The organism is Vibrio sp. QJM3NY_27 (assembly GCF_057785955.1).
On record NZ_CM173512.1, the window covers coordinates 1 to 23,907 of the forward strand.

Consider the following 23,907-nt stretch of genomic DNA (forward strand, 5'->3'; position numbering starts at 1 on the left):
ATGGCAACAATGAAAGATGTCGCTCGGATCGCAAAGGTTTCGACTTCTACCGTGAGTCATGTGATCAACAAATCGCGTTTTGTCAGTGAAGAGATCGCTGAGCGTGTTAACAGTGCGGCTAAAGAACTCAACTACGCACCGTCTGCATTGGCACGTAGCTTGAAAATGAAGCAAACCAAAACTTTGGGTATGTTGGTTACCACGTCCACTAACCCATTCTTTGGGGAAGTAGTAAAAGGTGTTGAACGTCGTTGCTATGAAAAAGGCTACAACCTTATTTTATGTAATACCGAAGGCGACAGTGAACGCATGAAATCATCCATCGATACTTTGCTGCAAAAGCGTGTCGATGGCTTAATGTTGATGTGTTCAACCCTTGAAGGGCAACATATCGATGTCTTTGACCGATACCCTGAGTTACCTGTCGTAGTAATGGACTGGGGCCCGATGTTATTTGCGAGTGATAAGATTCAAGATAACTCTCATCAAGGTGGCTACATGGCGACTAAGCACTTGATTGATAATGGACACTCTCAAATCGGTTGTATCACCGGCCCATTACACCGCAATCAAGCTTCATCTCGTTATCAAGGTTTCAAACAGGCGATGGAAGAAGCGAACTTCGAGATCAATCCTAAATGGATTGTTGAATCAAACTTCGAATGTGATGGCGGCTTTGACTCTTATCAAACATTAAAAACCCGTGGCGAAATGCCTTCAGCGCTGTTTGTGAGTAATGACATGATGGCAATGGGTGTGATTCACGCAGCGGCGCAAGATGGTACATCGATCCCTAACGATCTTTCTATCATTGGCTACGATGACATCCACTTGTCGAAATACATGACACCAGCGTTAAGTACGGTCCACCAGCCAAAACATCGCTTAGGCCAAGCCGCTGTAGATACACTTTTAAACAGACTACAAGCACCTGACTCTGACCCGCAAGTTGTCGAACTTGAGCCGACATTAGTAGAACGAAGCAGCGTTAAAGCGATTTAGAGCGCTTTCTAGCAAACCCATTTCCAACAAACCTAAGCAACAAGCCTAAGCAACAAGCCTAAGCAACCAAACAAAGCAGCAAAGCAAGCAACAAACCAAAATAACAAAGGGCAAGGTTATCTAACCTTGCCCTTTTCGATCCTATTGCATTTCACTTATCTTGTTAACGACTCAACACAGACGATATCCGCTGTATTTCGTCTAACACATCAATACCATTGTACTGAGGCGCAATAGATAAATCTTCAACCTCTACCGTCTCAACAGCGTGATTTTCCGAGAGTTGAAGCATTACTTCACCTTTAGGGGAATAAACTCTGCTACTACCACAATACGTTGCGGTAAAGGCATCGACTACATCTTGCCCAACACGATTACAAGTGACGATATGGCACCCTTCTTCCAAAGCTCTTGCTTGGGCAATGGCAAAGCTATGATGACCACCAAAATTCGCAGGATGCAGGATAACGTCGACCGACTGATACCCTCTGATGATCTCTGGAAACCAGATATCGAAGCAAATCGCGACGCCAAACTTTAAGCCTTTATGTTCAAAAGTAAGGAGCTCGCTCCCTCTAGAAAAGTATTCTTTGTCGAACTTCGTTTGGCTGACTTTTCGATATTTGTTGCGTAAGCCACAAGCATCCACAACAACGACACTGTTGTAATAATGGCCATCATCTTTCTCTGCGATACCGGCAACGATTAACGTCTGATGTTTCGCGGCAAGTAGAGTTAACGAATCAATGGTAAGGCTGTTATTGAAGTTTTCGCACAGTTCATGAATTTCTGCAGCCTCATTAAAGATATACCCAGTAGAGAACAGTTCAGGCAGTAACGTGATATCACCCACTGACGCCTCTGCTTCTAAAAGCTCAGAGACTCGCGAGAGGTTCTTTTGTTTGTTTTTGTATTCAACTTCAAGCTGAACGAGGGTGATGCTGACATTATTCACAATTGAATCCTTGCTAGGTAACACTTCGAACTGTATTGCTTCAAACTGTATTACTTCAAACTAGAGACTGAGAACGACAGAGTAAGACAATCCCCTATCGCTTTCTTATTCACACGCCAAAGGTTGAAGCGAGTGCACACTCAAAAAAGCATTTGCGCTCGGTTATTCCACTATTTAGGTTCTACTTCTAACACTGGCTCTGGCAAGACAGGAGGAGTGCTGTCCATATAGGTTAAGAAGTTTTCCCACACCTCATGCGTTCTTTGTTTAGTCAGTTTAGTTTTGCAAGAAAGCGCCATGAGGCCTCGAATCGAACCATCACGCCATTGCGTATACACAGAATCACAATGCGCTGATTGGTAAGTTTGCCAACTCTCCTGAGCCACCTTGATTGAACTGACCAACTCCGCATCATAAGCATTGTGCTCAAAACTCGCGGTAAGGTATTTATCGAGTTCCATTTGTGCAGATTCCAACTTAATAGACGCACAATGATTAATCTCTATTGTTGTCATCGCATTTTCGCAGTCTATAACGTGTTCGCCCGCCAATGTAGAACAAGAAAAATAGGCCAATAGTAATGCTGGTATAAATCTTTTCATAAACATCCTAACTACTGTCATCAGTGAATTTTTTGATTAATTAAAGCACGGCTCAATATTTAAACTCCCTTCAATACTTAGCCATACAACAACAAAATTTATAGAGTTATAAGCAATTTTTATACGTGTGAAAGTACAAAATAGCACCGATCTAACTAAGAAAAAACGAGATAACACCAAGATTTAACTGGTAAAAATAGAAAACACATTCTTTAAATAAATAACTCATGCGTTCATTCACACTATTTATGCATAAACTTGCGCTACTATCGTTAAATTTATAAATTAAATTGAATGTTCACCATAATCGGCAACGTTACTCCAACTATGGATATCAAGTACCAACATTTTGCTAAAACATCTTTCTACTTTGCCATTTCGTTCTTTTTTTCGATGGCATTGCTTATTCCTTTTACGCCGTCTCATTACCAAACTTTAACCGAAGATTCATCGAGGTTAGTTGAAACGAGGCTTGAAGGAATCCAATCGAGGTTTGACCATTTTCTCTCAGAAATCACGCCTGACCAGCCTTGCAATTCGATTGTTAGACAGCTTCGCCAAAACGTTTTTGATGCCGACTGGGTAAAAGAAGCCGCGGTATTCAATAAGGACAACCGATTTTACTGTTCAACCACCGATGGTGAGGTGTCGTTCCGCCTATTTAGCACCATCAGACAGCGACTCAATGACGCCCCGAATTTAACAACGCTATCGTATTCAAACTCAGCCATCACTCAAGTTCAATCCATCATGCTCATCTTCTCAAACAAAGAGGATATAGGCGTGAGTCTGATGATACCGCCGCACTTCATCTATGACCTCGTAGAAAAAAACCTTAGCAGCCATGGCATTCAAACCAAAGTTGAAGTGATAAAAAGAGATATTTACCCATCGGATACTGACGCGCACATAGCCAAGGTACGAATACAATCGGATACCTACCCATTTACCATCACGTCATACGTGGGATATCAATATTATATTAACTTCCTGTTGAGTTACTCATGGTTTGGCTTTCTCATGGCTGGAATCATTACCATTAGTCTTCTTTCCATCAAACATAAACAACAGAGCCAACGTAGCTTGGAGTATTCGCTTTCTAGTGCTTTAAAGAACAACCACCTGCATGTACACATGCAACCTATCGTCAACCAAAATACAACTGAAATAGTAGGCTGTGAGTCACTCCTTAGGTGGAACGACCCTATTGAAGGTAACGTCTCCCCGGCCATATTCATTCCGCTTGCAGAAAGCTTGGGGCTGATAGAAGACCTTACTTACTTTGTGTTGCGTGAAGTGTTGAACACGATCAAACATAATCAAACGCTATTTGAGTCAAAGTACATTAGCGTCAATATAAGCCGGAATGTTGTCTCCAACAGTAACTTCGCAAACAAAGTCATTAGTATTTATAAGAAGAGCCCTGGCATTCTCAAGCAGGTGGTCTTTGAAGTCACAGAGGATGGCGAATGTTCTGATGCAGATATGATCAAGATTAGAGACAACCTGACGAAGCTGTCGAATATGGGCGTAAGAGTCGCGATTGATGACTTTGGTACTGGCTATGCCGGCTTAGATTTTGTGAGACAATTCCCGTTTAGCATTCTCAAAATCGATCGCGTGTTTGTTAAAAACATTTCAGACGAATCAAGCCTTGGTATTCCACTATTAGAATCCATGCTCCAGCTATCACGTACATTAGGCATGCAAGTGATCGTTGAAGGGGTCGAGTATGAGTCACAAGTGAAAATCTTGTCTAAATTAGGCGTCGATTACATCCAAGGCTTCTATTTTTATAAGCCGATGCCGATAAGCCTAACCATCAGTTTGCTCAAGCAGCAACATATCGAATCTAGTCATGAATATCAGGAATCTGAACCCTCTTCACCAGAATTAGATCATTCCTAAATCAAACTAATACGTTTTTGTCACACCGTGTTATGTCACCATTCGTAACGCAAAGGTTGTTAGAGCTCTACTTTTAGAGCTTTAGCCATCTTTTCAGGGTCAAAACCTACCCAACCACACACTATGCATTTGTACACCTAACAATCTAACCTACAATAACAATAGGTTTCGATTGTGTGGAATACGCGTTTTTATGTTTGCGAGTTGGTTTGATGATATTTCTCTACAGAGAAAACTATTAGTTAGCTTTTCCATCCCTATTGCATTAATGGTTCTTGTCTCATTCTCTGTCCATCAAAACACCCAATCAATAGTCGAAGACAACCACTGGGTTGTTCACACTCATAAGGCGATTGCTCGCGCTCAGGAGCTTCTAAACCTAGCCATTGATATGGAAACGGGTCAAAGGGGCTACCTCATCACGGGTGACCCTGTATTCCTAGAGCCTTATCACCTAGCACTTGATGTATGGAACCAAAAAGTTCATACCCTTTGTGAACAAGTAAGCGATAGCCCCAGCCAAGTAGAACGCCTCCGAAACATCGATGCACTTCATAAGCAATGGCTTAAGGAAGCAGGTGAAAAAGAAATCGCCCAGCGTAGCTTGGTCGGCAATGGCACAACTACGATGCAAAATGTGATTGCTTTAACCCAGAAACAAACGGGCAAACAACTTATCGATAAAATTCGTAACGAGATAGCCGAGTTTATTTCAATCGAACAAAAGCTCATTCAAATTCGAGTAAAAGAATCCGATCACTCCGCCAACCAAACCAGTTATGTGCTGTTTCTAGGAACACTTTTTTCAACGTTTATTTCTCTGCTAGTAGCAGCATGGTCATCAAACCGTATTAAGAAACGTATTCACCTACTCCTTAACGCGGCCAATCAAGTGGCGGCTGGTCATTTAAAGCAAGTCGCTTCCATGCTTGACCGAAGCCCCTCAATGAGCGGTAACGATGAGGTTGCTCAACTCACCCACAGTTTCCAGAAAATGGCGACGACTCTGGTTAAAAGTAACAACCAAATGCACGCCTCAAATCGTGATCTCATTGCTGAACGTAAAAAAGCCGAAGCCGCCGTTAAAGCGAAAAGTGAATTTCTTTCAACGATGAGTCATGAAATACGCACCCCTATGAATGGTGTGCTTGGCATATCGCAGATCATAGCTTCTCAGACTAAAGAACCGGCCACCAAAGAGAACATCGAAGTCATCCTCGATTCAGGGCAGCACCTGATGACAATACTCAATGACATCCTAGATTTCTCTAAAGTGGAGGAAAACAAACTCGAACTGGATATTGCTCCCTTTAACTTTGAACAAGTTATCCGACCTGTCTGCAGTGCAATTAAACCGATGGCAGATGAAAAGAGTATCCGTTTAATCGTCGATAACGAGGTTCCTAATAACATAGACCTTATTGGTGACTGCGCGAGGTTACGCCAAATCTTGTTTAATTTAGGGGGCAACGCGATAAAGTTTACCAATGAAGGCCACGTGCTGATTCAATTAGCCCTTAATCATCAAGACAATAAGCTCCTTTTATCAATAACGGATACTGGCGTCGGGATCCCGAAAGATAAGCACCTGCATATATTCAACCCGTTCGAACAAGCGGATGCATCCACAACAAGAAAATTTGGTGGTACAGGGCTTGGGTTAGCTATCGTTAAAAAGCTCGTGGAGCTGATGAGAGGTGAGATAACTCTAAACAGTGCCGTTGGTCTCGGGACCAAGTTCCAAGTTTCATTACCTATCACCTGGCAAGAGCACAAATCGACAGAGACCAACCCAGTTCTCATTAGCACTGACGAGCCATTCCATAATCCGTTGAATGTGCTGTTAGTAGAAGACAACCGCATTAACGCCATTGTTGCTAAAGGTTTTTGTGAAAACCTCGGATACCATGTTGAACAGGCAGAAAATGGAAGAATCGCGACAGAATATCTGAAGACAGCAGAATATGACCTCATCTTAATGGACAATCACATGCCTGAAATGAACGGAGTTGAGGCAACACAATTTATTAGACAACAGCTTGGCTTAAACACTCTGATATTTGCTTATACCGCAGATGTGTTTCGCGAGGCTCATGACAGCTTTATTGAAGCGGGTGCAGACCACGTTTTAACAAAGCCGTTGCAACAAGAGAGTTTCTTCGATGCCCTACAGCAGTTTTCTTCACGCCTTCCTAAGCACGCTAACGACGAATCCACGACTGATATAACAAGCAATGTTATCGAACTTCACAGAGAGCCCATTGATAAGCTCAGCCTAACAGAAGAAGAGATCAGTCAATCAGAGGTTATTCAATCGTTTAAAGAAAACCACCACGACTTGATCGTGCTTTTGAAATCAACATCGAAAGAGCTTGAGGAGTCCATCGATCAACTCATCGAGGCCTATATTCAGCAGGACCTTAAATCTATAAGGAAGACTTTACACTCAGTAAAAGGGATGGCTTTGAACCTCGGGTTAAACATGTTGGCACAACAAGTACTCGCTCTAGAAAAACAAATAAAGCATCAGCAGTTGCCAGAAATAGAGCAACTTCAAAAGCTCATCAACCGCATATTAGTCAATGAACATCAGGCTCAACGAATGATAATGGCTTATGCTGCGCCAATAACTTATATACACGGCCAAGTACATTAAGATCGAGAATCTAAGCCTGACTTCTCGTCGCATATAAGCTCTACCTAAGTCTGCATTAACGTTACCCACCATCAAACCCACTAAACAGACACCCCTTGTTACATAAGGCACTCAAAAATAACGAAAGAAAACGCGAATACGATGGGTCTTCTTTGAAGAATATTTAATTTCATCGCATCGTTGAGTGCATCACAAGGGATATCATGGAAAAGAAACTTCAAACCAAACTGGCGACTAGCCTACTGCTGCTGAGAATCGGCATTTTTATCGTCTTCTTGTTCTGGGGCTTAGATAAGATCCTTGTACCTGAGCATGCAACAAAGGTACTGTCTGGCTTTTACGGAATCGACATCTCGGATAATGCGATAATGGCTATTGGTGTCGCGCAGCTAGGGTTCTTAGGCGCGTTTGCTGTCGGCATGTGGAAAAAGTATACCTATGGCGCAATTTTAATCTTGCACGCAGGCTCCACCTTCGCCTCTTTTGGTAAATATATGGATCCGTTCAACAACCTACTGTTCTTTGCCTCTTGGCCAATGCTCGCAGCTTGTATTGCACTCTTCTTACTGCGTGACTACGACACTTACAGCGTTGCCAACTAACACAAAGGGCGCAGTTATTGGCGCCCTGTGTGATTAGCTTTCAACAAAACAACAAACCCAACACTGGCATAAAGTGCCAAGTGTTGGGGTTTCTGATTTAGTTGTTTTTTTTGAAATCGTGCACTGGGTATTTGATTATGTGGGGTTTTGGCTGACTCTTAGGTACTTGTTATAAGCGCGTTTAGTTTAATAAAGAACCTCTAGCCAAAGACTTTGTTACCGCCAAGTTTTGATACCAGTTGTTAAACACCAGTTCAAAGTCTTTCAGAACGATGCTACCGAAATCATAATTTCGATGCTGCTGACACAACCTAAAAAGCTGCCGACTATCACTAATTGGGACTCTGAACCGAATTAATGAACTGTGCGCTGTAACCAACTTATAACGGCTGTCAAAAGTTACCCTTAACCCCGCTTCACTTAATTGAGTTCTAAGTTCATTTCTAAACTGTTCCAAAGAATCACTGACAGGAAAACCTTGCAGTAGAATGCAATTGGGGGACGCACTAACACCTTGATATTTTACTTCTATCTGTTGATTTGAATTCAAGACTGAACGAAATATTTCGGTATAAGAATGAATATTGATTTCGCTGAGTTCAAACTCTGGTACGCATGAAATTACCGACAGAACGGTTAGGTGCAGTTCTTCAAGCGGATGGTAGTATTGGTTGGGTTCTATTTCACATACTGCATTCTGAAAGCTCATGATTTCATCAAGAACAGAACGATTACCCTGCTTTAAATATGCCAAAGCTGTAATCCCCCTTCGGGTATCACTCGCAATATCTAATAGATGTGAGTCTAGCTCATAATCGTTGTGAGCTGATGCTAGCTCAAACCTGTGCCACATCTCGTCATAAATACTCTGAATCATTAGCTCCCCAAAGCGTATAAATACCAATTTAGTTGCGAACGACGCTACCACTTAAACGAAACCATACCACCGTAAACACGAAACCCAACGATGGAATGAAAAATGCCAAGCGTTGGAATCACTCTTAAACGTTTTGTTATGTGACTTTTCGTAAGGTTTCAATATTTCCAACACTATCCACACTAACACACACAACGACTTGATTTTTACATTTCACCTTATAACATGTCGTTCCAAATAACAGTGCTAATATTAAGGAAATATTCGATGTTTAACGCAATAGGTAATAGGTTATACACAGCTAAAGTCCAGGCTGATATTGGTGCTCAGTTTGACCAAGAGGTCGATGGTTTTTTAAATATATCAGTACGCAAACAGACTTTTATCAACGCTGTTGTTGCCTCCGTCCCTGCTGAAAATTTTGAAGTGGCAAAAAAACAAGAAGTAAAAACATTCTACAGTGCTTTAATTTCTTTAGCAGCTTACCTTGCTGAGGTAATGAAAGGGAACATAAATCCGAATAATGAAGTTGAGGCTGCTGTTTGCCTTTGCCTCATAAATAGGGTTGAACGAGTAAATTTAGAGCTCATTAGTGAACACGAACGTGCAATGGTTTATTCTGCTATGCACACCTTAGAAGCATTTCAAACAAAATAAGTAAAATGAAGTCCGTTCAAATCGATTATGTGAACGGGCTCACTGACGCATAACGCCGCAATCTTGCGAATCCCCTCATAATCAGGCGTAAAAACAACGAGGTAGACGCGCATCGCCGTCTTTGATCTAATGAATATCGCTGAACACACATTTCGAACAAGTGGGTTAATAATGCGCGACATTCAGATTCTACAACAAACCATACAAAACCAATGCCCCTCCATTCACAAAAAACGCGTTAGTTCTCTGATACTTGCTACAAAAAGTGTACTTGACGGCTCAGACTTAACGCTGACTAAACTAGGTCGCAAACTAGAAACTAATACCACGGTAAAACATGCGATCAAACGCGTTGATAGACTGCTTGGAAATCGCCAACTACATCGTGAAAAAGACCTTATTTATAAATGGCATGCCTACTTAATAACGGGCGCTAACCCATGCCCTGTGATCCTTGTGGATTGGTCTGATGTTCGTGAACAACTTCGTTATATGACGTTAAGAGCATCCGTTGCACTTGATGGACGAGCCATCACAATCTTTGAGCAAGTTTTTGAGTATGGCCAATACAATTCACCAAAAAGTCACCAAACATTCCTCGATAAATTGCAGAGTATTTTACCGAATAAAATCAGTCCGATCATCGTTTCTGATGCGGGTTTTAGAAATACTTGGTTCCGCCAAGTTCAGGAGAAAGGTTGGTTTTGGTTAGGTCGTGTCCGAGGTGAAGTATCAATCAAACAACCCCAAAAACCTTGGGTCTCAAATAAAACCTTTTATCCAAACGCTGTCCATAAACCCAAATATCTTGGCCACTGCTTATTAGCAAAGAGATCACCGATATCTTGTGAAGCCTATGTTTATAAAGGATTAGAAAAAGGCAGAAAAGCCCAACGCCATAGCAGAACCAGTCAAAAACACTCCGCTACACATCTCTATCAACGCAGTGCAAAGGAGCCGTGGCTACTCGCGACCAATGTCCCTAGACATATCTTAAATGAAGTACAAATTACCAACCTGTACGCCAAACGCATGCAAATAGAAGAAGCCTTCCGCGATCTAAAGAGTACCGCCTATGGAATCGCACTTCGTCACAACAGAACTCGTTGTACTAAGCGATTGGATATCCTGCTTCTTATTGCGTTGCTCGCTGAAATCTTGATGTGGTGGAATGGCCTCATTGCAGTACAAGCCAAATGGCATTTTGACTTCCAAGCCAACAGCATTAAACACCGCCGAGTTCTATCCATACCTCGTCTAGGGAGAGAGGTACGAAATCATCGGCGATATCAAATTAATGAATCCCAATATCAATGGGGAATGTTCGAATATCAAAGGCTCACACACAACGCAGGACTAGGGAAATTATGAGGGGATCCGTCAGCGCCTTGCTAAGGTGTGAGCAACGCAATGCCTAAGTCTCTGCAGATCACCTTAAACACAAAAACCGACGCATGGTAAAAATACCACGCGTTGCGAATCACTATTAACGCCGCATTAAGGTGTGAGCAACGCTACCACAACACCTAACCATACCACCTTAAACACAAAACCCAACGATGGCATCAAAAATGCCAAGCGTTGGGAATCACTCTTAAATACTTTGTTATGTGTATTAACACAGCTTTGTTACTGGAGTTTATTCATCTTCATCAGCATCTGCCTTTTGCTGAAATTCAGTCCACCAACCAGTATATTTACAGTCTGCACAAATAAGATCTTGAGTGTCCTGCCCCATGATCTTTTCTTTGTAGGGTCTAGTTGTTGAACCACACTTGGGGCAAACAGCTCCTGCTCTTTTCATATTAAAACCTTATATTTTCAATGGATTAAAAATCAACAAGATCCTGTTTTCCCATCTGTGCGCCCTGAAATAAGAGTAACTGTTGGAGACATGGATGCACGTGCTTTATATTCACAATGACATTCTGGACAATAGTACTCTTCTGGCTCTTCGTGTCCTTTTTGACCAGGAACACTTACATGAAAAACTGCACCACAGTAACATGTTTGCTCACGACTAGATTTCTCGTAACCATAATTAGCTTCATATGGGTTGCTCAATTGATATAACCTCCACTTATTAAAAACATAGCGATTATAACCAACTTTGTTGCATATAATTGTGAGAGAAATTGGATTTAATATACATAACGCCGCGTTAAGTAGTGAGCAACGCCACCACTGAACCTAACCATACCACCTTAAACACAGAACCCAACCGACAGAATGAAAAATGCCAAGCGTTGGGAATCTGTCTTAAACGCTTTGTTATGCGTATTCTAATCGACGTGCATTGCAGAAACCGCATAGCTTGCTAGCTTTTGTTTTGCTGACTCCAATTTAGCACGTGAGGAATTGTCGTTGCTGTTGGTTTTTAGGTGCTCGGATAAGTACATAACTTCTATATGTGTTAGAGCAATTCGAAGTGATTGCAACCAGTTTCGTCCTCCTAAGTGATGAGTCTCCCAGTTACGATTTTCAAAGGGATTTTGATAGTAAGGCACGTCTGAAAAAGTGCTTTCAGGGATATTCTTTAGAGCCAGTAGTGTCTGTAGATCTGCAATTAATGACTCATCACTTTCACGTAGGTCCTTTAACATAGCCTCAATATAAGAAGCAGCAGTATATGCACGAGATATGACTTCATCAAAGCTTGCTTGCCCATTTACTTCCATTGCAAGCCCTGAATCCAAATTGTCGTGTTCAACCTGATTCAAGCGGTCGATATTCGACCAATATACTTGCATCTCACTAACTAACTTTTGTAGCTCTGATTCATCAATTTTGAAGTCTGACTTCAAGAATTGTTGCTCATGATCTAGCTTAATTTCACGGAGAGACTCAACTGTATATTCGTCCGTATCATCTGTTTCAATATGATGGGGATAGCAGAAGATTACCAAATTGTCATAACTTCTTCGATATTCATCGTCACTGAGGGGATTAAACCTTTCACCACCATCTGATGCTGCTTCAATGTGACAAACTTGAGCAATAAACTTATTTTTACCGTTAACTACTGATTGAGTACAACCAGGGAATGCACATTGGTTACCAGAACGAGAAAAAAGAGCTCGTAACGTCTCTGCTTTGGGAGCTAATCTAGCCATAAATCTCCTAACTTTGATAATACGCATAACGATTAGCTAAGTGGCTAACAAGCCTGCCACTTCACTCAATTTAAGCACCTTAAACACACAACTAAACCAAGCTGGAAATGCCAAGCGTTTGTTAGTCCGTCTTAAGCGCCTTGTTATGTGTTTTATCCAAAGTGCGCTTTTCTGTGACAGTTTGGACAAAGGGCAATAGTGTTACTTAACAAATCTAGGCCGCTTTGTGACAGCGGAATTACATGGTGAACTTCTAGATAAGGACTACCATCTGACTTACGATTGAAAGGAGCGTCTTCGCCGCATTCTTCACAAACACCATTAGCCCGCTCTAAAGTCTCAGCCACAACTTCTGGGCTCCTTGAGTAAACTGTCGTTTCAACAACCTTAGATGTAACAACGCCATCATAGCTATTCAGTTTATCTCTGCGTGTAGATGCATTCACTTTGCTAGCTTCCGCGACAAACTGAGCAAATTTTTCAAACTCTTGCTGCTGCTGATCCTTTTTCATACAGTGCTTACAGATCGAGGAAAAACATTGCTCTTTTGCACGATTATCGACTGACCACTTTTTCAAACCCTCAATCGTTGAGGAACAAACCTTTATGTATTTTCGTTCTGTAAAGCCACCGTCAGATGCACTTGAGATCAGCGTACTAATAGAACGACAGTCACTTCTATGCAATACACGATAGTCGTCCTTAGTTGTAAGGCAGTTAACAACATAGCCATCAGGGTTTTGAGCCAACCAATTGAGGTATTGCTTATCATCACCTACGATTTCTTTATACACATCATTTCTCATTGAACACCATTTTACCGTATGAACACATAACGCCGCATTAAGGTGTGAGCGACGTGTGGCTATACTTGAGCGAAGCGAAAATGCCAAGCGTTGCGAATCACTCTTAAATGCTTTGTTAAGTGTTTATTTTTCAGTGTCTCTTTTCTCTACAGCTTTCAGCGCACCTTCAGGCAAAATGTTATAAAGTGCAGCAATTTTCTTTGGCTGCGATATCCTAACTTCAACGATAAAGTTAATCATTTCAAAGAGGCTATTCGCTATTTCAGGTTTATCATTTAGATCGATCTCCCCAGGATGAACTGCATTGTTGCCCACTACCCTGCAATAATCTAACGCCTGCTGCACTTCAATAGGTAAGCCTTTAGATACCAAAGCACCGATATCGTCATTGATATTTTTCCCTTTCTCTCCCAACTCAATTAGCAGTTTTTGGATTGTTAGTCGAAGTAGAGCAGAAGCGGCTCTTGGAGAGCGCCCCACAATGTCTCGCGCTTCATCATAGTCGGATACGCAAACTTCAGGTAAATCTATATGGTGAGGTGGTACACTTGCCGCTGAAGGCACAATCATTCTCTCTTGATACCAATAACTTATTTCATTGCAATGGCTACATTCATTGTAAGTAAATTTAGTTCCTTTGTATTGGTTATACCAAAGGCGGCTTAAGTCATTCCAATACTGATTCGCGTATACGCCGCAATGTACACAATGAAATTGCTCCTCGGAATATACCGGAGGGTAATATTTACTCATTTTCACTCCTTATTTGAAGAACACTTAACAGCTATATTAGACAGAATAATTCTGTATTTTGTCCCTGAAACAATTCTGTCTAGTCATATCAATAGTTCAGGATCGGTCTAATAACCCATTTAATAACAGAACCTTACCTGATTACTGCTTTATCAAACATGACCAAAAGCAGAAATTTTCCATATAGTTTCAGCAAAATGCAGAAAACACCTCAATGTGTGAGTTAGTCATTACCTTATTCGGTGATTTACTGACCAAATCCTAGGCAATTTTGACCTAAGTCTTTGGATTGGATGAATGTGAAGTAGTAACTACTTCGCCATGGTACTCAAAAACTCGGCTTCGAATTCTTCATCGGCTTCTCGGGTTAGGCACTCCACCAGCCAGTTGATGCTTTCATGATCTAGGTTACTGTTCACCACAAACGCTTGTTTTACGCCAAACTCACCAAGCTTGGCTGAACCATAGTTCTTGAACGATTTATTGCCGTGATAATGGAGTGATTTAACCGCCTCTGCGTTGGGTTCAGGTAATTCATCCAGTGTGTTGGCAAGCTGAATCACTAGCTCCATCGGATTCTTAGATGACGAGATACGATACAGAAAACCGCCCTCTACTTTCTGCCTAACCCAGTAATCAAAGTTGCTGCAGTCCATCACCTTGTCGCTGACCAGTGCCGCTTCGCTGCGATAAGCGCATGCCTCTAACATCACAGGTGTGTGTTTGAACTCTGGCTGCCCTGAATTGGAATCAGTGTTAGGTAAAATCAAGTCACACGGCTTGCTGTCTTTGGCCGTGGTGCCGTTCCAGTGGATCGGCATAAACACCTGCTCTTTACGCATCTCTTGGGTTAATACCAAGCGCGCTTGAGATTCACCTTGAGCACTTTTCACTTTAACAACCTGGTTGGTTTGATTTGTGCTCGTTTCCAATCCAAATTTCTTGGCGGTTTCAGGGTGAACAGCAATGAACGGTTCGGGAGTGTGGTCTCCAAGTGATGAGGCAAGCCCTGTTCTACTCATAGTGTGCCATTGATCGCGCACTCGTCCGCTGTTCATAATAAGCGGATAGTCTGGTGAAGACGTCGTTAATGGCAAAGCATGTTCAACCGCAACAAATTGGGCTTTTCCTGACTTAGTGAAAAACTCGCCATCGGTGAACATTCGTTTATTTACGATATCTTGCTGTAACTCTAGTACGGGCCATTGCTGGGGTTTTAGCTCGCTATAACCTTTGTCGTCTAATTTGGTTAGGCCAATTAAACACAGGTCTCGCGTTTTACCGTCAGTATTATCAAGACCCGTCATTTGACAGTATTCTTCAAATATCTGCCCTTCATGACGATAGTCAAAAGCATGTTGATGACCCATTTTCTGCGCCACTTCTTTAATCATCCACCAATCAGGTTTAGCTTCACCTGGGCTTGGTAATATGCGGCGCTGCCTTGATATACGGCGCTCGGAGTTGGTCACGGTACCCGATTTTTCACTCCAGCCTTGCGCAGGTAACACAACATCGGCCAAGCGCGTGGTTTCAGTATCGGCAATGCAATCTGACACCACCACAAATGGACAGTTTTCTAGCGCTGCTTTCACTCTCGCACTGTCTGGAAGGCTGACTACAGGGTTGGTCGCCATAATCCAAACCGCTTTGATCTTGCCTTCAAGCATGTCGTCAAACAACTCGACTGCTTTCAAGCCGGGTTTGGTTGCTAAGTTATCGGTTTGCCAAAAATCACTCACCGTTTGGTGTGATTTCTCATCCCCAAACTCAAAGTGCGCCGCTAGCGTATTCGCTAAACCACCCACTTCGCGACCGCCCATTGCGTTGGGTTGCCCTGTCACAGAGAAAGGCCCCATACCTGCTTGTCCGATTTTTCCGGTGGCTAAATGACAATTGAGAATAGCGTTCACTTTGTCACAACCTTGGCTCGACTGATTCACGCCCTGAGAATAGATGGTGACAACTTTTTGTCTAGAAGCGAACGCACGATAGAAGCGCTCAATCTCTTGTTCCGTTAAGCCAGTCAGCTGGCTGACGCTTTGCTCTGAATTGATGTTTGAATCAGCGTGGTAAACATACTTCTTTGCTGACTCGATCGCTTGTTGGAAGCCTTCTGTATGTTTGCTTATATAGGCTTCATCAAGAGCATCATTATCTGCTAGGTATGAAAGCAATCCGTTGAACAAAGCCACGTCAGAGCCCGATTCAATCGCTAAATGTTGATCTGCTATTTCACATGTGTCGGTATAACGAGGATCTATGACGATCACTTGCAGTTTGGTATTCGCTTGCTTAGCCGCTCTTAACCTTTGAAAAAGAACCGGATGACACCATGCTAAGTTTGAGCCTGTAATCACGACCAAGTCAGTTTGCTCTAAATCTTCATAACAAATAGGCACCGTGTCGCTACCAAATGCACGTTTGTGTCCAACAACGCTCGATGCCATGCAAAGCCTTGAGTTGCTGTCGATGTTTCCGCTGCCAATAAAGCCTTTCATCAGCTTATTGGCAACGTAATAGTCTTCTGTTAACAGTTGACCAGAGACATAGAACGCAACTGAATCAGGACCGAACTCTTCAATGGTTTGGTTAAACCTATCAGCGACCAATTGAGTGGCGTCATCCCATGCGAGTTCATGTTTTTGTTGATTCTGAATATGAGTAGGCTGAGTAAGACGACCTAAAGGCGTTACGGTTTCACCTAGAGCAATGCCTTTAGTACATAACTTTCCATAATTCGACGGGTGTTCTTTGTCACCGCGCACTTCAAGCTTACCTAACGCAGTGGGCCTCGCTTCTATTCCGCAGCCAACACCACAATAGGCACATGTCGATTTTATCCAGCCACTGTTTGAATCACTCATCCGTTTCTCGCTCAATTATCCATAATTGTATTTATTTAGATAAAGCAAATAACACGCCATTAAATCAAAGAATCACAAACACAACAAAAATCAAATAAAAACAACAACTTAATAAAACAAAAATAATTAAAACTCAGTTCCAAAGAAGTGCTTGATATGAAAAACTTATTTTTTGCACCATCTTGCGGAAAGTTGCACCACAAACGTTCACTTCCCTAAATTTAACAAAAAAATTACATACCACTTTAGGGGTAATTGCGTGCCGCCATAAAATTATAATTAGTTGAAAAATATGAATTAAATTTTATTTATTTTGCTAAATCACAATTTGGCATCCTCCTTGCTCCACTAAAAACCAAGAGTTAGAAAAACAATTTTTGTTTTCTTGATAATGATGAATTGAGTGGAATCTCAACCCGGTATTCATTTGTTAACCATTAGAAGTTAAACGCTATTAACGTTAACGCTATAAACAATGAAGCCGAGAATAAGGAATGGATTATGAGCAAGAAGAAGATCGTCGTCGTTGGTAACGGTATGGTTGGACACAAATTTATCGACAACATCCTGCAGTCAGAAAGTGATGAGTTTGATGTGATTACTTTCAGCGAAGAACCTAGGTTGGCCTACGACCGAGTTCAGCTTACAGCTTACTTCAAGCGCGGAAATGCCGAAGATTTGGCATTAACCAGCGAAGAGTATTACCAAAGCAATGGCGTCAATTACCTTTTAAACGCGAAAGTCGCTCAACTAGATACTGACAATAAATGCGTTGTGACGGAATCGGGACATATCGAGAGTTATGACACATTAATTCTGGCAACCGGTTCATTCCCTTTTGTTCCCCCTATTCCCGGTAACGACCAAGAACACTGCCACGTTTATCGCACCATCGAAGATTTAGACGCCATTGAATTATCAAGCAAAGGCAGTAAATCGGGCGTGGTGATTGGTGGTGGTCTGCTTGGCTTAGAAGCCGCAAACGCAGTCAAAAACCTTGGCTTAGAAACCCATGTGGTTGAATTCGCGCCTCGCCTAATGGCCGTTCAATTAGATGACGGTGGCGGTGCGCTTTTACGCAGAAAAATTGAAGACCTTGGTGTGCAAGTTCATACCGAGAAAGCAACCTCTGAGATAGTCGCGGGTGAGAGTGCTCGCTACCGTATGAACTTTGCAGACGGCACTCATCTTGAAACCGATATGATTGTGTTCTCTGCGGGTATTCGTCCTCAAGATGCCCTAGCTCGTAGCTCTGATATTGCCATTGGTGAACGTGGCGGTATCGTGATTAACGATCATTGCCAAACCAACATCGACAGTGTGTATGCGATTGGTGAATGTGCACTTTGGGACAACAAGATCTTCGGCTTAGTGGCGCCTGGCTATTCAATGGCGAAAGTCGCAGCAGCGCATATCATCTCTGATGGAGCGAGCGACACTTCGTTTACTGGTGCCGACATGAGCACCAAGCTCAAACTACTTGGTGTTGATGTAGCAAGTATTGGTGAAGTACACGGCCAAACAGAAGGTGCTCAATCGTATACTTATAACGACGAAATCGAGCAAGTTTACAAACGCCTAATCATATCGGCTGATGGCAAGAAGATTGTCGGTGCAGTATTGGTGGGCGACGCCGAGGCTTACGGGTCACTACTGCAAATCAAACAAAATGATATGCCTCTTCCTGAAAATCCATCCGTGCTTATTCTGCCAAACCTCGCGGACGATTCTGGCTCAGCAATGGGCGTTGAAGCTCTGCCTGATAGCGCCGTGATTTGTTCGTGTTTTGATGTGACCAAAGGCGATATCAAAGACGCCGTATCTGCTGGCTGCACCACCATGGCTGCATTAAAAGAAACAACCAATGCTTCAACAGGTTGTGGCGGTTGTTCTGCGCTTGCTAAACAAGTTTTAGACAGTGAACTAAGCAACCTTGGTGTGGAAGTCTCAAACGATATCTGTGAGCACTTTGCGTATTCTCGTCAAGAACTTACCGACATTATCCGCGTCAACAAAATCAAGACCTTCGATGAGCTATTGGATTCTCATGGCAATGGATTAGGCTGTACCGTCTGTAAGCCTGCTGTCGGTTCTATTCTGGCTTCTTACTGGAACGATTACATCCTCGAAGATCAACACATCGAACTGCAAGACACCAACGATATCTACCTAGGCAACATGCAAAAAGACGGTACTTATTCAGTTGTGCCACGTATTGCAGGCGGTGAAATCACACCTGACAAATTGATCGTGCTTGGCGAAGTCGCGAAAGAGTTCGACCTTTACACCAAAATCACCGGTGGTCAGCGTGTCGATTTGTTTGGTGCACAGCTTAACGAACTGCCTATCATCTGGAAAAAGCTGATTGACGCAGGTTTCGAAACAGGCCACGCCTACGGTAAGTCGGTTCGTACTGTTAAGTCGTGTGTGGGTAGCACTTGGTGCCGATATGGTATCGACGACAGCGTAGGCTTAGCGATTCGACTAGAGAACCGCTACAAAGGGCTGCGCTCGCCACATAAAACCAAGTTTGCAGTTTCTGGCTGTACTCGTGAATGTGCAGAAGCGCAATCGAAAGACTTCGGCATTATCGCGACCGACAAAGGTTGGAACCTCTACATCTGTGGTAACGGCGGTATGCGCCCTCGCCATGGTGACCTTTTCGCTACCGACCTTGATGAAACCACCCTTCTGCAATACATAGACCGCATTCTGATGTTCTACACACGTACCGCAGATCGCCTACAACGTACATCAGTATGGATGGAAAACCTTGAAGGCGGCATTGAATACCTCAAACAAGTCGTGATTGAAGACAAGCTCAATGTTGTTGAAGAACTTGAAGCAGATATCGCCCTCAATATCGAAAAATATCAGTGTGAGTGGAAAACCACCATCGAAAACCCTGAAAAGATGAAACGCTTCCAGCACTACATCAACAGCGAAGAAATGGACACTAGCCTTTCATTCATCAAAGAGCGAGAGCAGCGTTTCCCTAAGCCGAGCTTGAGCGATTCATCTGAGAAAGTTCGAAATGAAGCCCTCACCAATTCTGAACAAATTGAAGTTACCGAAGTGTCGTAGATGCCTTTCGTCTGTGATCGCAACTACGCCACTTAACCGAATAATGATTATAAAGCTCATCTTTTGACTAGGAGAAAGTCATGAAAAATTGGACAACCGTATGCAGCACTAAAGATTTAACCCCAAATGGTGGCATTTGCGCCAAAGTTGAAGATAACCAAGTGGCTATCTTTTACTGCAAGCGCAGCGACACGCTTTATGGGCTCTCTAATTACGACCCTATCGGCAAAGCGAATGTGATGTCACGTGGTATCATTGGTTCATTAAGTGGTGAACCTTACGTAGCTTCGCCCTTATACAAGCAGCATTACCACTTAGAAACTGGCGCATGCCTTGAACAACCCGAACTCAAGCTCGTTAAATTTGAAGTTCGCAAGCAAGGTGAACACGTACAAGTTCTCGCACCGCTTGCTATCGCCAGTTAATAAACAGCCGACATCATCCTGCAAACGCTTTATAGGCGTGAGCAATTTCGGCATAGGGTTTAGCCACATGAATGCGTTCGAATTTCGGAAGTAACGCACGAGCTAAAACCGGGTAATTTTCCAGATTTAAAGGATTTAAACCATGGATAACACAAAATTTTCGCTGCTTTCATTTAAAGGTAAGATGAAAACCTTACACCTAAGCTGGATGGCCTTTTTTATCACCTTTGTTGTGTGGTTCAACTTTGCTCCGCTATTACAAATGGTGAAAACCACGCTCGGTCTTTCTACTGAAGAGATCAAAACACTCCTGATCCTCAACGTTGCGTTAACCATTCCTGCTCGTGTCGCAGTGGGTATGTTAACCGACAGATACGGCCCAAGATTAGTCTACTCTTCGCTACTCGCAATCTGTTCAATCCCTTGTTTTATGTTTGCGATGGCAGACTCTTTCATTCAAGCGGCTATTGCACGTTTCCTATTAGGTTTCATTGGCGCAGGCTTCGTTGTTGGTATTCGCCTTGTGTCTGAGTGGTTCCCACACAATGAACTGGGTACAGCAGAAGGTATTTACGGCGGTTGGGGTAACTTCGGTTCAGCAGCGGCAGCATTCACGCTTCCAACTCTCGCTCTAGCATTTGGTGGCGAAGACGGTTGGCGTTATGCGGTTGGTATTACTGGCGTAATGAGCTTAGCGTTCTCGTTTGTGTTCTACAAAAACGTAACGGATACACCAAAAGGTTCGACTTACTTCAAGCCTGCTCAAGTAACAGCGATGGAAGTAACATCAAAGGGTGACTTTTTCTTCTTACTTATTATGAAGATCCCGATGTATGCCGCTCTTGCACTACTGACATGGAAACTATCGCCAACCAACATCAACATGCTGTCTGACATGGCGGTTTACTCGGTTTACGCAGGTTTAGCTGCGCTTTACGTGTACGAAGTGTCGCAAGTTTGGAAAGTGAACAAAAACGTATTTAAAGAAGAAGTGCCAGAGATTCACCAGTACAAATTTAAGCAAGTAGCGGTACTTAACGTACTGTACTTCGCGACATTTGGTTCTGAGCTGGCCGTTGTTTCTATGTTGCCACTGTTCTTCTCTGAAACCTTTGAATTAACACCCGTTCTTGCAGGTATGGTTGCATCAGCTTATGCCTTTATGAACTTGATGTCTCGCCCAGGTGGCGGTTGGATTTCAGATAAATTCGGTCGTAAACCAACACTGCTTATTCTAACGATTGGTCTTGCTGTGGGCTACTTCGCAATGGGTCAAGTAGACAGCACATGGCCTGTATGGTTAGCCGTTGTAGCAGCCATGGCATGCTCTTTCTTCGTTCAAGCGGGTGAAGGTGCGGTATTTGCGACAGTTCCTCTAATCAAACGACGCATGACAGGTCAGATTGCGGGTATGACTGGAGCTTACGGTAACGTGGGTGCAGTAGTTTACTTAACAGTGCTGTCTTTCGTGAGCTACCAAACCTTCTTCTTAGTGATTGCTGCGACCGCCATACTTGGCTTTGTGACTCTACTATTCATGGAAGAGCCTAACGGTCAAATTGCCGAAGTGAACGACGATGGTAGTGTCACACTGATTAATGTTTCAAACTAGTCTCAGTACTATGAAGCATTGATATTATTGAATCGGGAGAAGCACCTTAGCAGATACATCAACGCTAGGTGCTTCGTTCAAAGGCTCTAAGTTCACTAGAGCTTTTGTTCTTTCTCAGATGTGCTCTCAAACAGATGAGAAAACGGCCAGTTAAGAAGACGGCAGTTAAGAAGAAGACCAGTTATGACAATTTCATTCAGCCAAGGACAAGTCATCACGCCAGAGTCAAACAACCAAATGACGCTGAAGTTTGGTGGTTACTCAAATAAAGGCATTCGTGATGAAAACCAAGATGCCATCATTGTAAAACACCCTAAAACTCGCGCTGAGCAAGAGTTAAAAGGGAGCGTTGCCTGCATAGCCGATGGTGCGAGTTGCAGCGAACATGGCCAAAAAGCCAGCCATACCAGCGTGATGCAGTTTATTGATGACTACTACGCCACTCCAAAAAGCTGGAGCATTCAGCGCTCGGCGCAAAAGGTCTTAACCTCGCTCAATTCTTGGCTCTTCAACACTTCTGTTTCTAATATTCATCCCGCACAACAAGTGAACCACAATGCGCTCGTTTCCACTTTTAGCAGCGTGATATTAAAATCCAACACCGCCCATATATTCCATGTGGGCGATAGTCGCATTTATCTATTGAGAGATGGCGAGTTACGCCAACTGACACGTGACCATACCCGCAAGAATATGGGACAGAAACACTATCTGACGCGAGCTTTAGGTATGGATAATCAGCTCAACGTTGACTATCAAACGCTTCCTATTAAGAAAGACGACTGCTTTATCCTGACATCTGATGGCGTACACGAGTTTGTCTCGCCCAACACATTCAAGGATCACATCGACAAACCAGGAGCGGATTTCGAATACGCGGCACAAACGATCTGCAATGCCGCTTTAGGCTACAATAGTTCCGATAACGTGAGCTGCTTGATTGTGCAGGTCAGTCACCTTCCTAAACCATCACTTATTGAATTCCATGAAAAGCTTGCCAAGCGCGCTATCCCACCCGCTTTAAAGCTTGGGCAAAGCATCGACAACTATATGGTACTTGAAGTGTTGTATGCAGGTTCAAGAAGCCATGTATACCGTGTGATGCAGAAAGAGACACAAACCGAATTCGTCTTGAAAGTACCGTCGGTTCAATACCACGATAGCCCCGCACAATTGAGCACCTTTTTTAACGAACAATGGGCAGGGATCCTGCTGAACAACAAGAAAGTAATGAAGGTCTACCCGACGCCAGAACACTCGCAATTCTTATATCAAATCTGTGAGTGGGTAGAAGGCATCACCCTGAGACAATGGATGTACGACAATCCAAAACCGTCACTCAATGAAGTGCGCGACATACTAGAAAAGATCACACAGGGCATTCGCGTATTACAACGTGCAGATATGGTGCACCGAGACTTGAAACCTGAAAACATCATGCTTCAACGTGATGGCGAGATTAAAATCATCGATCTTGGGGCTGTGTTAGTGAGAGGTATTGAAGAGGGAGAACAAACAGAACAAGACTCGACACCACTGGGCGCGGTGAATTACATTGCGCCGGAAACCATTAAGCACAACACGGCCACCACAAGCTCGGATCTGTTCTCTATCGCAGTGATCGGCTATGAGATGCTGACAGGTACATTGCCCTACTCTGAAATGACTGCACAATCGCTCAAGCAATCTCGTCATCATCAGTGGGAATACCAACCACTCACACAAAAGCGTGCTGATATACCGGCTTGGGTGGATTTGGTGTTACAAAAAGCCTGCGCGGAATCGCCAAGCGAGCGCCATCAAGTGTTGGGGGATTTTGTGGCAGACCTTTACACACCAAACCAAAGCTTGGTGAAAAGCAAAGCCAAACAACCTTTGATAAACCGAAACCCTATCCAGTTTTGGAAAGTGTTGGCTTTGCTGCTCGGCATTGTTGCCATTGTAGAAATGGGCTTATTGCTTGGTTCTAGTTAACGGTTAAGCTCTGG

General features: G+C 43.1%; 18 protein-coding genes. 10 read left to right on the forward strand and 8 right to left on the reverse strand.

The window, feature by feature from the left end; all coding sequences use genetic code 11:
* Positions 1 to 1,002: a substrate-binding domain-containing protein gene (locus tag AC3CIA_RS15930; RefSeq protein WP_017074037.1), complete on the forward strand. Its 1,002-nt coding sequence runs from the start codon at positions 1 to 3 to the stop codon at positions 1,000 to 1,002.
* A gap of 163 nt (positions 1,003 to 1,165) precedes the next feature.
* Here AC3CIA_RS15930 and AC3CIA_RS15935 read toward each other — a convergent pair whose 3' ends face one another.
* Positions 1,166 to 1,957, reverse strand: coding sequence for a carbon-nitrogen hydrolase family protein (locus AC3CIA_RS15935; RefSeq protein WP_488519217.1), 792 nt, complete (start codon positions 1,955 to 1,957; stop codon positions 1,166 to 1,168).
* A 170-nt stretch (positions 1,958 to 2,127) separates the two neighbouring features.
* Positions 2,128 to 2,559 carry a lysozyme inhibitor LprI family protein gene (locus AC3CIA_RS15940; RefSeq protein ID WP_488519218.1) on the reverse strand — a complete coding sequence of 144 codons (432 nt, stop codon included), beginning with the start codon at positions 2,557 to 2,559 and terminating at the stop codon, positions 2,128 to 2,130.
* A 327-nt stretch (positions 2,560 to 2,886) separates the two neighbouring features.
* On the opposite strand from AC3CIA_RS15940, the gene AC3CIA_RS15945 reads away from it, so the two are divergent.
* From AC3CIA_RS15945 to AC3CIA_RS15955, 3 genes are all read left to right on the forward strand, one after another.
* Positions 2,887 to 4,467, forward strand: coding sequence for an EAL domain-containing protein (locus tag AC3CIA_RS15945; protein ID WP_488519659.1), 1,581 nt, complete (start codon positions 2,887 to 2,889; stop codon positions 4,465 to 4,467).
* A gap of 193 nt (positions 4,468 to 4,660) precedes the next feature.
* Entirely contained in the window at positions 4,661 to 7,123 is a 2,463-nt protein-coding gene (locus tag AC3CIA_RS15950; RefSeq protein ID WP_488519219.1) for a CHASE3 domain-containing protein, read from the forward strand.
* 203 nt (positions 7,124 to 7,326) lie between these two features.
* The gene (locus AC3CIA_RS15955) at positions 7,327 to 7,725 is read left to right on the forward strand and encodes a hypothetical protein (protein WP_488519220.1); all 399 of its coding nucleotides are present in this window, start codon (positions 7,327 to 7,329) and stop codon (positions 7,723 to 7,725) included.
* A gap of 181 nt (positions 7,726 to 7,906) precedes the next feature.
* Here AC3CIA_RS15955 and AC3CIA_RS15960 read toward each other — a convergent pair whose 3' ends face one another.
* Positions 7,907 to 8,602: a 2'-5' RNA ligase family protein gene (locus tag AC3CIA_RS15960; RefSeq protein ID WP_488519221.1), complete on the reverse strand. Its 696-nt coding sequence runs from the start codon at positions 8,600 to 8,602 to the stop codon at positions 7,907 to 7,909.
* A gap of 267 nt (positions 8,603 to 8,869) precedes the next feature.
* Between AC3CIA_RS15960 and AC3CIA_RS15965 the strand changes: the two genes are divergently transcribed.
* Both AC3CIA_RS15965 and AC3CIA_RS15970 read left to right on the forward strand, forming a co-directional pair.
* Entirely contained in the window at positions 8,870 to 9,259 is a 390-nt protein-coding gene (locus tag AC3CIA_RS15965) for a hypothetical protein (RefSeq protein ID WP_488519222.1), read from the forward strand.
* 171 nt (positions 9,260 to 9,430) lie between these two features.
* The gene (locus tag AC3CIA_RS15970) at positions 9,431 to 10,630 is read left to right on the forward strand and encodes an IS4 family transposase (RefSeq protein ID WP_488518938.1); all 1,200 of its coding nucleotides are present in this window, start codon (positions 9,431 to 9,433) and stop codon (positions 10,628 to 10,630) included.
* Between the two features lie 268 nt (positions 10,631 to 10,898).
* On the opposite strand, the gene AC3CIA_RS15975 is transcribed toward AC3CIA_RS15970, so the two are convergent.
* From AC3CIA_RS15975 to AC3CIA_RS15995, 5 genes are all read right to left on the reverse strand, one after another.
* A complete protein-coding gene (locus AC3CIA_RS15975) occupies positions 10,899 to 11,063 on the reverse strand; it encodes an Eag protein (RefSeq protein ID WP_141195608.1) in 165 nt (54 codons plus the stop codon).
* 478 nt (positions 11,064 to 11,541) lie between these two features.
* On the reverse strand, positions 11,542 to 12,372 hold the full coding sequence (locus AC3CIA_RS15980) for a hypothetical protein (protein WP_488519223.1): 831 nt from the start codon (positions 12,370 to 12,372) through the stop codon (positions 11,542 to 11,544).
* 152 nt (positions 12,373 to 12,524) lie between these two features.
* Complete coding sequence (locus AC3CIA_RS15985; RefSeq protein ID WP_372020203.1) at positions 12,525 to 13,166, reverse strand: HNH endonuclease; 642 nt, start codon at positions 13,164 to 13,166, stop codon at positions 12,525 to 12,527.
* Positions 13,167 to 13,301: 135 nt separating this feature from the next.
* The gene (locus AC3CIA_RS15990; RefSeq protein WP_488519224.1) at positions 13,302 to 13,931 is read right to left on the reverse strand and encodes a DUF4145 domain-containing protein; all 630 of its coding nucleotides are present in this window, start codon (positions 13,929 to 13,931) and stop codon (positions 13,302 to 13,304) included.
* A gap of 311 nt (positions 13,932 to 14,242) precedes the next feature.
* Entirely contained in the window at positions 14,243 to 16,798 is a 2,556-nt protein-coding gene (locus tag AC3CIA_RS15995; protein ID WP_488519225.1) for a molybdopterin oxidoreductase family protein, read from the reverse strand.
* A 501-nt stretch (positions 16,799 to 17,299) separates the two neighbouring features.
* Between AC3CIA_RS15995 and nirB the strand changes: the two genes are divergently transcribed.
* The 4 genes from nirB (at position 17,300) to AC3CIA_RS16015 (ending at position 23,893) form a co-directional block, all read left to right on the forward strand.
* The gene (gene nirB, locus AC3CIA_RS16000; RefSeq protein ID WP_488519226.1) at positions 17,300 to 19,882 is read left to right on the forward strand and encodes a nitrite reductase large subunit NirB; all 2,583 of its coding nucleotides are present in this window, start codon (positions 17,300 to 17,302) and stop codon (positions 19,880 to 19,882) included.
* 80 nt (positions 19,883 to 19,962) lie between these two features.
* The gene (gene nirD / locus AC3CIA_RS16005) at positions 19,963 to 20,307 is read left to right on the forward strand and encodes a nitrite reductase small subunit NirD (protein WP_102552518.1); all 345 of its coding nucleotides are present in this window, start codon (positions 19,963 to 19,965) and stop codon (positions 20,305 to 20,307) included.
* A 142-nt stretch (positions 20,308 to 20,449) separates the two neighbouring features.
* Positions 20,450 to 21,919 carry a NarK family nitrate/nitrite MFS transporter gene (locus AC3CIA_RS16010; RefSeq protein ID WP_054547027.1) on the forward strand — a complete coding sequence of 490 codons (1,470 nt, stop codon included), beginning with the start codon at positions 20,450 to 20,452 and terminating at the stop codon, positions 21,917 to 21,919.
* Positions 21,920 to 22,102: 183 nt separating this feature from the next.
* Entirely contained in the window at positions 22,103 to 23,893 is a 1,791-nt protein-coding gene (locus tag AC3CIA_RS16015) for a bifunctional protein-serine/threonine kinase/phosphatase (RefSeq protein WP_488519227.1), read from the forward strand.
* Positions 23,894 to 23,907: the final 14 nt, after the last annotated feature.